Origin of the sequence: Cytobacillus oceanisediminis 2691 (assembly GCF_000294775.2) — a bacterium.
Lineage (GTDB): Bacteria > Bacillota > Bacilli > Bacillales > Cytobacillaceae > Cytobacillus > Cytobacillus pseudoceanisediminis.
The window spans coordinates 154,053-165,804 of record NZ_CP015506.1; the positions used below are offsets into that span (position 1 = coordinate 154,053).

An 11,752-nucleotide genomic window follows, 5' to 3' on the forward strand; every position below is an offset into this window, starting at 1 on the left:
GTTCCCTTATACCATTTAGAGACTAGGGGGAAATTGACGTGAATTTAGTTTTAATGGGGCTCCCTGGTGCCGGAAAAGGTACACAAGCCGAGAAGATCGTCCAAAAATACGGCATCCCTCATATCTCTACTGGAGATATGTTCCGTGCGGCTATTAAAGACGAAACGGACCTAGGCCTTAAAGCAAAATCATTCATGGATAAAGGCGAGCTTGTTCCTGATGAAGTAACAATCGGCATTGTCCGTGAACGTTTAAGCAAGGATGATTGCGAAAAAGGCTTTTTGCTGGATGGCTTCCCAAGAACGGTTGCCCAAGCAGATGCCCTTGAAAACATCCTTTCTGATTTAAACAAGAAAATTGATTATGTCATAAATATTGATGTTGATCAGAGCATTCTAATGGAACGTCTTACCGGACGCCGCATCTGTAAAGACTGCGGAGCTACTTATCACTTAGTATTCAATCCGCCAGCGAAGGACGGAGTGTGCGATCGCTGTGGCGGTGAGCTGTATCAGCGTGCTGATGATAATGAAGCTACTGTTCAGAATAGACTTGACGTTAATATTAAACAAACAAAACCGTTGCTTGATTTCTACGAAACGAAAGGTTATCTGCGCAATATTGATGGTCAGCAAGATATTAATAAAGTATTTTCTGATCTTGATGCTTTGCTCGGGGGCTTACAATGATCATTTGCAAAACCCCGTGTGAACTTGATATAATGCGTGAGGCCGGCAGGATCGTAGCACTTACACACCAGGAACTGAAGAAACATATTGTACCCGGAATCACAACCCGCGAATTAGATGATATTGCTGACCAGTTTATCCGTAAACACGATGCAATCCCGTCTTTTAAAGGGTATAATGGTTTCCGCGGCAGCATTTGTGCTTCAGTTAACGATGAACTTGTTCATGGGATCCCTGGTGATCGAGTTTTAAATAACGGTGATATAATCAGCATTGATATCGGTGCTAAATATAACGGTTATCATGGTGACTCAGCCTGGACTTATGCTATTGGCCAAATTGATGAGGAATCCGAGCGTCTGATGGATGTGACAGAGGAATCGTTATATAAGGGTCTTGAAGAAGCAAAACCGGGTGAGCGCTTGTCGAACATCTCCCATGCTATCCAAACGTATGCGGAATCTAATGGCTTTTCCATTGTACGCGAGTATGTCGGCCATGGTGTAGGGCAAGACTTACATGAGGATCCCCAAATTCCTCATTATGGACCGCCTAACAGAGGGCCGCGCTTAAAGCCGGGTATGGTACTTGCTATTGAACCTATGGTGAATGCAGGAAGTCGTTATGTTAAAACCTTAACCGATAACTGGACAGTTGTAACGGTTGACGGTAAAAGGTGTGCACATTTTGAGCACACAATAGCGATCACTGAAACCGGTTATGAAATATTAACAAAAGCCTAAGGTGCAGGTGATTCCATTGGTTGGTTCTGATACGAATCCGCAGCCTGGTCAAATTGTTTTGATCAAAAGCGGGCGCGATGCTGGTCAATATGCTATAATTATAAGGTTGATGGATGAAAGGTTTGTTATGCTTGCTGACGGCGGCAGGAAGAAATTCGATTGCCCGAAGAAAAAGAACATTCAGCATCTGCAATTGCTTAATTATATCTCTCCAGAAGTTCAGACCAGTCTCGAGGAGACCGGCCGTGTAACAAACGGAAAGTTGCGCTTTGCGCTTGCAAAGTATGTAAATGAATTCGTATATGATATGAAGAAGGGAGTATCGTTCAATGGCGAAAGACGATGTAATTGAAATAGAAGGCACAGTTGTTGATACTTTGCCAAATGCAATGTTTAAGGTAGAATTAGAAAATGGTCATACAGTGCTAGCTCATGTATCCGGTAAGATCCGTATGCACTTCATCCGCATTTTACCTGGAGATAAAGTAACAGTTGAGCTATCTCCATATGATTTAACACGCGGTAGAATCACATATCGTTTTAAATAATCATTGCACTCCGTACTATTAAGGAGGTTAGGATAATGAAAGTAAGACCATCAGTTAAACCAATCTGCGAAAAGTGTAAAGTTATCCGCAGACGTGGAAAAGTAATGGTTATCTGTGAAAACCCTAAACATAAACAAAAACAAGGTTAAATTGAAGGAGGTGCGCTTATACAATGGCACGTATTGCTGGTGTAGATGTTCCACGTGAAAAACGTGTAGTAATCTCATTAACTTATATCTTTGGTATTGGTAAATCTACAGCTCAAAAAGTTTTGGCTGAAGCTGGTGTTTCTGAAGACACTCGTGTTCGTGATCTTACAGAAGATGAACTTAACAAAATCCGTGACATCATTGACAAATTGAAAGTTGAAGGTGACCTTCGCCGTGAAGTATCACTTAACATCAAACGTCTAATGGAGATCGGAAGCTATCGCGGTCTACGTCATCGCCGTGGTTTACCGGTTCGCGGACAAAACACAAAAAACAACGCTCGTACTCGCAAAGGTCCTCGTAAGACTGTAGCGAACAAGAAGAAATAATCGGTAAAGGAGGTACTTTAAATGGCTCGTAAAACTAATACACGTAAGCGTCGTGTGAAAAAGAATATTGAACAAGGTATTGCACATATCCGTTCTACTTTCAATAACACAATCGTAACTATCACTGATGTTCATGGAAATGCTGTTTCCTGGTCAAGTGCTGGAGCTCTTGGATTCAAAGGTTCTCGTAAATCTACTCCATTCGCAGCGCAAATGGCAGCTGAAACTGCAGCTAAAACTTCTCAGGAACACGGTATGAAATCTCTTGAAGTAACTGTTAAAGGACCTGGTGCAGGACGTGAAGCTGCTATCCGTGCTCTTCAAGCTGCTGGTCTAGAAGTTACTGCTATCAGAGACGTAACTCCAGTTCCTCATAACGGATGTCGTCCACCAAAACGCCGCCGTGTATAATTTTTCTGTATAGATTTTGTATCCTTGTCTATAATGGGATATGATACTAATTTTTTAGTTATACAGAACAATTATTCCAGTTGTTGTGCACAAAACGGGAACGTATACATGGGGGAATTTCGGTTAGAGATTGCTAGCCGGGGTTTCGACGTTTTGAAGGAGGGTATATTTTGATGATCGAAATAGAAAAACCAAAAATCGAAACGGTTGAGATCAGCGATGATGCCAAGTACGGCAAGTTCGTCGTCGAGCCACTTGAGCGTGGATATGGTACAACTTTGGGTAACTCCTTACGTCGTATCCTTTTATCCTCACTCCCAGGTGCCGCTGTCACATCGATCCAAATTGATGGGGTACTTCATGAGTTCTCAACAATTGAAGGCGTCGTAGAAGATGTAACATCTATCATTTTAAACATTAAAAAACTAGCACTTAAAATCTACTCTGATGAAGAAAAAACATTGGAAATCGATGTTCAGGGTGAAGGTGTAGTGAAGGCAGCTGACGTAACTCATGACAGCGATGTTGAAATCCTTAATCCGGATCTTCATATTGCTACTCTAGGTTCAAATGCCCACCTGCGCATGCGTTTAACTGCAAGACGCGGACGAGGGTATACACCAGCTGACCAAAACAAGAGAGAAGATCAGCCAATCGGTGTGATTCCGATCGATTCCATCTACACTCCAGTATCTCGCATTTCTTATCAGGTAGAGAATACACGTGTGGGTCAAATGACTAACTATGATAAGTTAACATTCGATGTTTGGACTGACGGAAGTACAGGTCCTCAAGATGCGGTTGCACTTGGAGCGAAGATCTTAACTGAGCATTTGAATATCTTTGTCGGTTTAACTGATGAAGCTCAAAATGCCGAAATCATGGTTGAAAAAGAAGAAGACCAAAAAGAGAAAGTACTTGAGATGACAATTGAAGAACTTGATTTATCTGTACGTTCTTACAACTGCTTAAAGCGTGCTGGCATCAATACTGTTCAGGAATTAGCCAATAAGACTGAAGAGGATATGATGAAGGTCCGTAACCTGGGCAGAAAGTCACTTGAGGAAGTAAAACATAAATTAGAAGATCTTGGACTGGGCTTACGCAAAGACGATTGATTGATGTAAATTGATTCATCATCTTTATATGTTTGGCTTTCAGCAGATTGAATGACTTCAACAAAGGAGGGAAACTTTCATGGGATACAGAAAGTTAGGACGCACTAGCTCACAACGTAAAGCTATGCTGCGTGACTTAGCAACAGATCTAATCATCAATGAGCGCATTGAAACAACTGAAGCTCGTGCAAAAGAACTTCGTTCAGTTGTTGAGAAAATGATCACTCTTGGAAAGCGCGGCGACTTGCATGCACGCCGTCAAGCAGCTGCTTTTGTTCGCAATGAGGTAGCTAACGCTGAAACTGACCAGGATGCAGTTCAAAAATTATTCAGCGACATCGCAACTCGTTATGAAGAGCGCCAAGGCGGATACACTCGTATTATGAAACTTGGACCTCGTCGTGGAGACGGTGCGCCAATGGTAATCATCGAGTTAGTATAATTTTTTAAGGAAAGGGCGCGGGACGGTTTCATTGAACTTGTTCTTTGCCCTTTTTCTATAAAAGCGGCTGTTTCCTTATTATGTTAGGAACGCCTATTTCAGGCCAAAAACGAGCGTTACGATGAGCATGTACAGCTATTATACAGGGATGGATGACCAATAGATTCCCCATTACCTGGTACACTGTCTTGTCTAGCTCATGCACCTCTTCCGGAAAGAAGATTTGCGCCCGGCAGTTTACTGCCTGACGGAAAGAGGTGCAGGCTTTTTTAAATTTAGTATGTTCATAAACCATAAGGAAATCGAGGTCTCTGAACAGTCATACTATAGCAAGAACCAACCACCATACTGCGTCAGTATGAGCTTTTAATAGGGAGGCATAATAGGCATCCAATAAGCTTAGATAGCAGAAATCCAGATTTTCTTGTGTATTACAAGTGTGGGAGAATGGTATCATTCAACGCTTGCTATCCGGTAACATAACCTATTATCGAACTATTTAAAGCTCGCCAAAAATGGCGGGTTTTTTCATTAGGAGCAGAGCTGAAATAGAGAAGCAGAGCTGAGAGGAGGACTTCACATGAACGAGCCGCTGGTAGAATTGAAAAATGTTTCGTTTAAATACGATGCAGAGGCTGGATATGCGCTGCACAATGTCTCTTTCAATATCTTGAAAGGGGAATGGCTTGCTATTGTTGGCCATAATGGTTCCGGGAAATCAACACTAGCCAAACTGCTGAATGGCCTGCATTATCCTCTGGAAGGCAGTATTGCAGTAGGAGGAATTCCATTGACCGAAGAGACCGTCTGGGAAACCAGAAAGAAGATCGGCATGGTTTTTCAGAATCCGGATAACCAGTTTGTCGGAACGACCGTACAGGATGATGTGGCTTTTGGTTTAGAAAACCATGGAATTGAAAGAAATGACATGGTTCAGCGTGTTGCGCAATCACTGGAGAAAGTCAAAATGGAACAATTTCTTAATCAAGAGCCGCACCATCTTTCTGGCGGCCAGAAACAAAGGGTGGCCATTGCCGGCGTCATCGCCCTAAGGCCGGACATTATAATTCTGGACGAGTCAACCTCCATGCTTGATCCAAGAGGGCGTGAAGAGGTGCTTGAAACCGTCAGAGAGCTGAAGCAGGACTATCATATGACAGTCATTTCCATCACACATGATTTGGAGGAAGCTGCAAAGGCTGATCGCATCGTGGTTATGAACAGAGGACAGTTATATCGGGAAGGCACACCTGAGGAAATCTTTCAAATGGATGAAGAGCTTGTAAAGCTGGGCCTGGATATTCCTTTTCCTGTGAAGCTAAGCAAGATATTAAGAGAAAAAGGCTTGCCGTTATCAAGGCATTATTTATCTGAAGAAGAGTTGGTGGAAGAATTATGGACATCTCACTCCAAAATGTAGAATACCGGTATCAGGTCAATACGCCATTTGAACGCCTCGCGATAAAGGATGTTTCCATTGATATTCCATCAGGCACGTTTCTGGCAATTATCGGTCATACGGGATCAGGCAAATCGACTGTCCTCCAGCATTTAAATGCCCTGCTTAAACCGACAGAAGGCCAGGTAGTGATTGGAGAGCGTCTGATCACCTCGCATAAGAAACAAAAAAACCTGAAGGAAATCCGCCAAAGGGTCGGCATCGTGTTTCAATTTCCTGAGCATCAGCTGTTTGAGGAAACGGTCGAGAAAGATATATGCTTTGGTCCGATGAACTTCGGAGTGTCAGAAGAGGAAGCCAAAAAAAGAGCAAGAGCAGCCATAAGCCAGGTTGGCCTGCCGGAGGAAATTTTACACAAGTCCCCATTTGACCTGTCAGGCGGCCAAATGAGACGGGTGGCGATAGCCGGAGTACTGGCAATGGAGCCTGATGTCATTGTCCTGGATGAGCCTACTGCAGGGCTTGACCCGCGGGGCAGAAAAGAAATCATGGATATGTTCTACAGCCTGCATGGTACAAGAGGGCTATCGACAGTGCTCGTGACACATAGCATGGAGGACGCCTCCCGCTATGCTGATCAGATTGTCATCATGCACAACGGTGAAGTGTACAGAAAGGGAACGCCTAAAGAAATCTTTTCTTCTCCGGAAGGCTTGCTTAAGCTTGGCCTCGATGTTCCGGAGGTTGTCCGTTTTCAGCTGAAAATGGAAGAATCACTTAACATCCGTTTCTCTAAGACATGTCTGACCATGGATGAGCTGACGGATGAGATTGCTGCTGCGATGAAAAGGGGGACGCCAAAATGATGGATAAAATGATCTTTGGGCGCTATGTTCCGGCAGAGTCTGTCCTGCACAGGATGGATCCCCGTTCTAAGCTAGTCCTTATTTTCTTATTCGTGTGCATTGTCTTCCTGGCAAATAATATGCTGACATACGGCTTACTGACGGTTTACACCTTTTTGATGATTGCTTTATCGAAGGTTCCGATCCGGTTTATCTATACAGGGTTAAAGCCGGTCCTTCTGCTTGTTATTTTTACATTATTCCTCCACTTGTTTTTGACAAAAGAGGGTGAAGTCCTCTTCCGTTTTGGATGGATTACAATCTATGAAGAAGGTTTGAGACAGGGGATTTTCATATCATTGCGCTTCTTCCTGCTCATTCTGATGACTTCCATTCTGACTTTGACAACGACTCCGATTGAAATAACGGATGGTCTGGAAAGCCTGCTGGCTCCATTGAATAAAATCAAGTTTCCGGTGCATGAACTGGCATTAATGATGTCGATTTCTCTTCGCTTTATCCCGACACTTATGCAGGAAACGGATAAAATCATGAAAGCTCAGACAGCCAGGGGAGTCGACTTTTCAAGCGGCCCGATTAAAGAACGTATCAAAGCCATTATTCCTCTCTTAATCCCTTTGTTTGTCAGTTCGTTCAAACGGGCTGAGGAGCTTGCTGTAGCGATGGAGTCACGCGGCTATAGAGGCGGGGAAGGCAGAACGAAATACAGGCAGCTTAACTGGGGTCTTAAGGATACGGCTATGCTGGCAATGCTTGCAGCCCTGACTCTGGTGTTAATCCTGCTGAGGACGTAATGAGGTGACCCTATGCAAAGATTTAAATGTAATATAACGTATGACGGCACCCATTTTGCAGGCTATCAGGTGCAGCCTGGCAAGCGGACTGTTCAAGGAGAGCTGGAGAGGGCCTTAAAGAAGCTTCATAAAGGAGAAGACATCAAGGTCACAGCCTCAGGCAGAACCGATGCGGGTGTCCATGCAAGGGGCCAGGTGATCCATTTCGATTCCCCTTTGAATATTCCTATTGGAAAATGGGAAATCGCCCTTAATTCCCTGCTGCCGGATGAGGTGGCCATAGTGGGGGCTGAGACAGTGCCTGATGACTTTCATGTCCGTTTTGATGCGAAAGGGAAGGAATATCGGTACTTCGTGCATCGCTCATCCAGGAGAGACCCTTTTAAACGACATTATGCCTATCATTACCCCTATCCCTTAAATACGGATGCAATCAAACAAGCGGCTGCGGATTTAATAGGGACACATGATTTTACAAGCTTCTGCTCCGCTAAGACGGAAGTGGAGGATAAGGTCAGGGAACTACAGGAGATAGAGGTGCAGGAAAAAGAGGATATGCTCATCTTCCGCTTTAGAGGCACCGGATTCTTATATAATATGGTCCGCATCCTGGCCGGCACACTACTTGAAGTTGGCTCAGGGGAAAGAGACCCCGATTCCATGCCTTCTGTTCTTAAAGAAAAAAACAGATCAGCTGCAGGGAAAACAGCGCCTCCTCAAGGTTTATATTTGTGGAAAGTTTTTTATTAAAATTTTGGAAAAAACAATTGAAGAACCGCGAGGGCGCGTTGTAAAGCCAAACTCATATAAAAAAAGAGTTTAAAACAACTAAACCAGGTGTAACATTCGCTTGACATTGGACTGTCAAAGTTATATTATAGCATATGGTATTATTATTAAAACCACGATAAGCCCCGGAACTTATTGTGTCGAATAGATAAACCAAAAAAATGATTATGAATGGAATTATTAGGAGGGAAACTGATGCGTACAACGTTTATGGCGAATTCAAACAATATCGAACGTAAATGGTACGTGATTGATGCTGAAGGCAAAACTCTTGGTCGTCTTGCTAGTGAAGTTGCATCAATTCTACGTGGTAAACATAAACCAACTTATACACCACATGTTGATACTGGTGATCATGTAATTCTTATCAATGCTTCAAAAATCGAACTTACTGGGAAAAAGCTTACTGACAAGATCTACTATCGTCACAGCATGCACCCAGGCGGTCTAAAAACAAGAACTGCTCTTGAAATGCGTACAAACTACCCTGAGAGAATGCTTGAGCTTGCAATCAAAGGCATGCTTCCAAAGAACTCTCTTGGTCGTCAAATGTTCAAGAAATTACACGTATATGCTGGTAGCGAACATAAGCACCAAGCACAACAACCTGAAGTTTACGAACTTCGTGGATAATTTTTAGGGAGGTTATTAACTTGGCACAGGTTCAATATATTGGTACTGGTCGTCGTAAGAGCTCCGTTGCACGTGTTCGTTTAGTTCCAGGCGACGGTAAAATCATCATCAATGGTCGTGAAATCACAGATTACATTCCTTTTGCAGCTTTACGTGAAGTTGTAAAACAGCCGCTTGTAGCTACTGAAACTGTTAACAGCTACGACATTCTTGTAAATGTAAACGGCGGTGGATACACTGGTCAAGCTGGCGCAATCCGCCACGGCATCGCTCGTGCATTGCTTCAAGCAGATCCAGAATTCCGTCCAACATTAAAGCGCGCAGGACTATTAACTCGTGACGCACGTATGAAAGAGCGTAAGAAATACGGTCTTAAAGGTGCTCGTCGTGCTCCTCAGTTCTCAAAGCGTTAATATTTGCTTATCAAAGCTCTCAGCCATTTTGGCTGGGAGTTTTTTTATTTCTTATTTTATTTATTTGCAGCTTTTTTATTCGGCACAGCTCAGCCAGTTGGCCAGGCTTTGTGTTTGTGCACTTTTAAGAAATGGGAAAATATATTTTTGCAAATATGGGCCTGAGAGGGGATTATTCACGCTGAGGGAGCCTCAGCGAATCTTAGGCAGCATATGTTAGCGTTTTCATTCACTATCTCGCCCATATCCTCCCGTCTTTCCCTAATACCCTTGAATATGTATTTAAGCATGTTACGATAGATAACGTTGATAAAATACGAACGGTTATACGAACAGTTTGTTCATTTAAAGGAGGATGTCCATGTTAGCCAATAAAACAATTGCTTTTTTAGGAGCAGGGTCAATGGCTGAATCAATGATCTCGGGAGTGATGACAGCTGGGGAAATATCACCCGATCGAGTATTTGTAACGAATAGGAGCAATGCAGACAGACTGGAAGAGATTCATGATAAGTACGGTGTGAGTGCGATGCCCCAAAGCGAGCTTCCATTTGAGGAGATTGATTTATTCATTTTAGCCATGAAACCAAAAGGTGCAGAGGAAGCTCTGCGTTCGATTAAAGATAAATTAAATCCCGGCCAGGTAATTCTTTCTGTTTTGGCAGGCATTACAACTGAGTTCATGGAAGACCATTTAAATCCGGGACAGCAGGTTGTGCGTGTGATGCCAAATACTTCGAGCATGATTCAGGAATCTGCGACGGCTGTCGTGGCAGGCAAGAATACCAGCATGGCCAATGTAGAATTGGTTAAGGAATTGCTGGAATGCATGGGGGAAGTGTATATCATTGATGAAGACCAGATGGATGTTTTTACGGGATTAGCCGGAAGCGGTCCTGCTTACTTCTATTATCTGATGGAAAATATGGAGCGGGTAGGGGTGCAAAAAGGCATGGATGAAGAGACTGTACGAAAAATTGTCGCCCAGACGATTTTTGGAGCAGCTAAGATGGTGCTTGAAAAGGATGAAGCTCCAACTTCTCTTAGAGAGAAAGTGACCTCGCCAAATGGCACAACTGCTTCAGGGCTCGAAGCTTTAAGGAGATACAATGGAGGAGAAGCTATCACACAGGCAGTGGAGCATGCCGCCAAACGTTCAAAGGAGATCAGCGAAGAATTGGAAGGCGCCCTTGTCACTTCCTAAGGGAAATGGGATTTATAAGTTCACAGGAGGTATTGGATGTTGAGTAAAGAAAAGCAGATAAAAAGAGTTGTTATTAAGATCGGAAGCAGCTCACTAACAAGCATGCATGGGGAGATCAGCCGCAGAAAGCTTGAAAAATTTGCAGAGCAAATTGTCGAGCTGAAGGATGCTGGCTATGAAACAGCTGTCGTGTCATCAGGTGCTGTAGCTGCAGGCTACCGGAAGCTCGGCTGCCTTAACCGTCCTTCTTCCCTTCCGGAAAAACAGGCTGCTGCTTCAATTGGCCAGGGCTTATTAATGGAATCTTACTCAGAACTCTTTTTATCTCACGGGTATGTCGCTTCACAAATCTTAATTACCAGAAGCGATTTCTCCGATGAAAAGCGTTATGGCAACATGCATAACACCATGAATGTGCTGCTGGAGCGCGGAATCATCCCGATTATAAATGAAAATGACACGGTTACAGTCGACCGTTTGCGATTCGGGGACAATGATACCCTGGCGGCAAAAGTGGCAGGTCTGATCGATGCTGATTTATTGATTATTTTATCAGACGTTGACGGCCTCTATGACTGCAACCCCAATGACAATCCTGGTGCAAGTCTTCTGGAGAGGGTTCACAGCATTACACCTGAAATTGAAGCTGCTGCAGGAGGATCTGGAAGTGCTGTAGGAACAGGCGGCATGAAGTCAAAAATCCAGGCAGTGAAAATTGCCATGGCTGCGGGAATTGATTCTTTTTTAGGAAAAGCAGGTACGGAAAATATCTTAATGGAAGCTGTGGAAGGCAGGGCGAAAGGAACCTACTTCAAGCCGGAACCGGATGCATTCAATCTGGATAACCAGAAACAGTGGATTGCATTTCACTCAGGCCCTGAAGGCAAGGTGACCATCAGCTCTCATGGGATAGAGGCGATTGTGGATCATCAGGAAAACCTTTATCTCTCTGATATTCAGGAAGTAAAAGGGCGATTTAAAAATGGCGCAGTTGTCCGCATTCTGGATGAAGAGGGAAAAGAAATCGGCCTCGGCCGCATTAATTATTCAAACGAACAGTTAAATGACCATACAGCAGATGAAGAGCTGGAACCGGCCATTGCTCAAGAAACGTTTGTATGTTCCCGCGACTTTAAGCTGCCGGCACTTGTTTAAACTAATAGGA

Annotated in this window: 17 protein-coding genes; all 17 read left to right on the forward strand. The window is 43.7% G+C overall.

Annotated features, from left to right (window positions below; translation table 11 throughout):
* Window positions 1–38: 38 nt before the first annotated feature.
* The 17 genes from A361_RS00840 to proB all read left to right on the forward strand — a co-directional run bounded on the left by A361_RS00840 (window position 39) and on the right by proB (window position 11,742).
* Window positions 39–689 (forward strand): adenylate kinase, encoded by a 651-nt coding sequence (locus tag A361_RS00840; RefSeq protein ID WP_009336601.1) that lies wholly within the window; start codon window positions 39–41, stop codon window positions 687–689.
* Window positions 686–1,432: a type I methionyl aminopeptidase gene (gene map / locus A361_RS00845; protein WP_019382783.1), complete on the forward strand. Its 747-nt coding sequence runs from the start codon at window positions 686–688 to the stop codon at window positions 1,430–1,432. Before A361_RS00840 ends, map begins: the two co-directional genes overlap by 4 nt.
* Window positions 1,433–1,448: 16 nt before the next feature.
* The gene (locus tag A361_RS00850) at window positions 1,449–1,784 is read left to right on the forward strand and encodes a KOW domain-containing RNA-binding protein (protein WP_009336603.1); all 336 of its coding nucleotides are present in this window, start codon (window positions 1,449–1,451) and stop codon (window positions 1,782–1,784) included.
* Complete coding sequence (infA, locus tag A361_RS00855) at window positions 1,762–1,980, forward strand: translation initiation factor IF-1 (RefSeq protein WP_009336604.1); 219 nt, start codon at window positions 1,762–1,764, stop codon at window positions 1,978–1,980. Before A361_RS00850 ends, infA begins: the two co-directional genes overlap by 23 nt.
* A gap of 35 nt (window positions 1,981–2,015) precedes the next feature.
* Window positions 2,016–2,129, forward strand: a complete 114-nt coding sequence (gene rpmJ, locus A361_RS00860; protein WP_000868344.1) for a 50S ribosomal protein L36 — start codon at window positions 2,016–2,018, stop codon at window positions 2,127–2,129.
* A 23-nt stretch (window positions 2,130–2,152) separates the two neighbouring features.
* Window positions 2,153–2,518 carry a 30S ribosomal protein S13 gene (gene rpsM, locus A361_RS00865; RefSeq protein WP_009336605.1) on the forward strand — a complete coding sequence of 122 codons (366 nt, stop codon included), beginning with the start codon at window positions 2,153–2,155 and terminating at the stop codon, window positions 2,516–2,518.
* 21 nt (window positions 2,519–2,539) lie between these two features.
* The gene (gene rpsK, locus A361_RS00870) at window positions 2,540–2,929 is read left to right on the forward strand and encodes a 30S ribosomal protein S11 (protein ID WP_009336606.1); all 390 of its coding nucleotides are present in this window, start codon (window positions 2,540–2,542) and stop codon (window positions 2,927–2,929) included.
* Window positions 2,930–3,102: 173 nt separating this feature from the next.
* Complete coding sequence (locus A361_RS00875) at window positions 3,103–4,047, forward strand: DNA-directed RNA polymerase subunit alpha (RefSeq protein WP_009336607.1); 945 nt, start codon at window positions 3,103–3,105, stop codon at window positions 4,045–4,047.
* Window positions 4,048–4,126: 79 nt separating this feature from the next.
* Window positions 4,127–4,489: a 50S ribosomal protein L17 gene (gene rplQ, locus A361_RS00880; RefSeq protein ID WP_009336608.1), complete on the forward strand. Its 363-nt coding sequence runs from the start codon at window positions 4,127–4,129 to the stop codon at window positions 4,487–4,489.
* A 580-nt stretch (window positions 4,490–5,069) separates the two neighbouring features.
* The gene (locus A361_RS00885; RefSeq protein ID WP_019382784.1) at window positions 5,070–5,909 is read left to right on the forward strand and encodes an energy-coupling factor ABC transporter ATP-binding protein; all 840 of its coding nucleotides are present in this window, start codon (window positions 5,070–5,072) and stop codon (window positions 5,907–5,909) included.
* Entirely contained in the window at window positions 5,885–6,754 is an 870-nt protein-coding gene (locus A361_RS00890) for an energy-coupling factor ABC transporter ATP-binding protein (RefSeq protein ID WP_019382785.1), read from the forward strand. The genes A361_RS00885 and A361_RS00890 overlap by 25 nt, the downstream gene beginning before the upstream one ends.
* Window positions 6,751–7,548 (forward strand): energy-coupling factor transporter transmembrane component T family protein, encoded by a 798-nt coding sequence (locus tag A361_RS00895; RefSeq protein WP_009336611.1) that lies wholly within the window; start codon window positions 6,751–6,753, stop codon window positions 7,546–7,548. Before A361_RS00890 ends, A361_RS00895 begins: the two co-directional genes overlap by 4 nt.
* A gap of 12 nt (window positions 7,549–7,560) precedes the next feature.
* Window positions 7,561–8,298 carry a tRNA pseudouridine(38-40) synthase TruA gene (gene truA / locus A361_RS00900; RefSeq protein WP_019382786.1) on the forward strand — a complete coding sequence of 246 codons (738 nt, stop codon included), beginning with the start codon at window positions 7,561–7,563 and terminating at the stop codon, window positions 8,296–8,298.
* Between the two features lie 234 nt (window positions 8,299–8,532).
* Window positions 8,533–8,970, forward strand: a complete 438-nt coding sequence (gene rplM / locus A361_RS00905; RefSeq protein ID WP_009336613.1) for a 50S ribosomal protein L13 — start codon at window positions 8,533–8,535, stop codon at window positions 8,968–8,970.
* A 20-nt stretch (window positions 8,971–8,990) separates the two neighbouring features.
* Window positions 8,991–9,383 carry a 30S ribosomal protein S9 gene (gene rpsI / locus A361_RS00910; RefSeq protein WP_009336614.1) on the forward strand — a complete coding sequence of 131 codons (393 nt, stop codon included), beginning with the start codon at window positions 8,991–8,993 and terminating at the stop codon, window positions 9,381–9,383.
* A 361-nt stretch (window positions 9,384–9,744) separates the two neighbouring features.
* The gene (proC, locus tag A361_RS00915; RefSeq protein WP_019382788.1) at window positions 9,745–10,587 is read left to right on the forward strand and encodes a pyrroline-5-carboxylate reductase; all 843 of its coding nucleotides are present in this window, start codon (window positions 9,745–9,747) and stop codon (window positions 10,585–10,587) included.
* 36 nt (window positions 10,588–10,623) lie between these two features.
* The gene (gene proB, locus A361_RS00920; protein WP_009336616.1) at window positions 10,624–11,742 is read left to right on the forward strand and encodes a glutamate 5-kinase; all 1,119 of its coding nucleotides are present in this window, start codon (window positions 10,624–10,626) and stop codon (window positions 11,740–11,742) included.
* The last annotated feature ends 10 nt before the right edge of the window (window positions 11,743–11,752 follow it).

What these genes read in the sequence shown, in the direction of transcription:
- A361_RS00875 (WP_009336607.1), top strand. Translation starts at nt 3,103, where the DNA reads ATGATCGAAATAGAAAAACCAAAAATCGAAACGGTTGAGATCAGCGAT.
- rpsM (WP_009336605.1), top strand. Translation starts at nt 2,153, where the DNA reads ATGGCACGTATTGCTGGTGTAGATGTTCCACGTGAAAAACGTGTAGTA.
- proB (WP_009336616.1), top strand. Translation starts at nt 10,624, where the DNA reads ATGTTGAGTAAAGAAAAGCAGATAAAAAGAGTTGTTATTAAGATCGGA.
- A361_RS00885 (WP_019382784.1), top strand. Translation starts at nt 5,070, where the DNA reads ATGAACGAGCCGCTGGTAGAATTGAAAAATGTTTCGTTTAAATACGAT.
- A361_RS00890 (WP_019382785.1), top strand. Translation starts at nt 5,885, where the DNA reads ATGGACATCTCACTCCAAAATGTAGAATACCGGTATCAGGTCAATACG.
- truA (WP_019382786.1), top strand. Translation starts at nt 7,561, where the DNA reads ATGCAAAGATTTAAATGTAATATAACGTATGACGGCACCCATTTTGCA.
- A361_RS00895 (WP_009336611.1), top strand. Translation starts at nt 6,751, where the DNA reads ATGATGGATAAAATGATCTTTGGGCGCTATGTTCCGGCAGAGTCTGTC.
- infA (WP_009336604.1), top strand. Translation starts at nt 1,762, where the DNA reads ATGGCGAAAGACGATGTAATTGAAATAGAAGGCACAGTTGTTGATACT.
- proC (WP_019382788.1), top strand. Translation starts at nt 9,745, where the DNA reads ATGTTAGCCAATAAAACAATTGCTTTTTTAGGAGCAGGGTCAATGGCT.
- rpsK (WP_009336606.1), top strand. Translation starts at nt 2,540, where the DNA reads ATGGCTCGTAAAACTAATACACGTAAGCGTCGTGTGAAAAAGAATATT.
- rplQ (WP_009336608.1), top strand. Translation starts at nt 4,127, where the DNA reads ATGGGATACAGAAAGTTAGGACGCACTAGCTCACAACGTAAAGCTATG.
- rplM (WP_009336613.1), top strand. Translation starts at nt 8,533, where the DNA reads ATGCGTACAACGTTTATGGCGAATTCAAACAATATCGAACGTAAATGG.
- map (WP_019382783.1), top strand. Translation starts at nt 686, where the DNA reads ATGATCATTTGCAAAACCCCGTGTGAACTTGATATAATGCGTGAGGCC.
- rpmJ (WP_000868344.1), top strand. Translation starts at nt 2,016, where the DNA reads ATGAAAGTAAGACCATCAGTTAAACCAATCTGCGAAAAGTGTAAAGTT.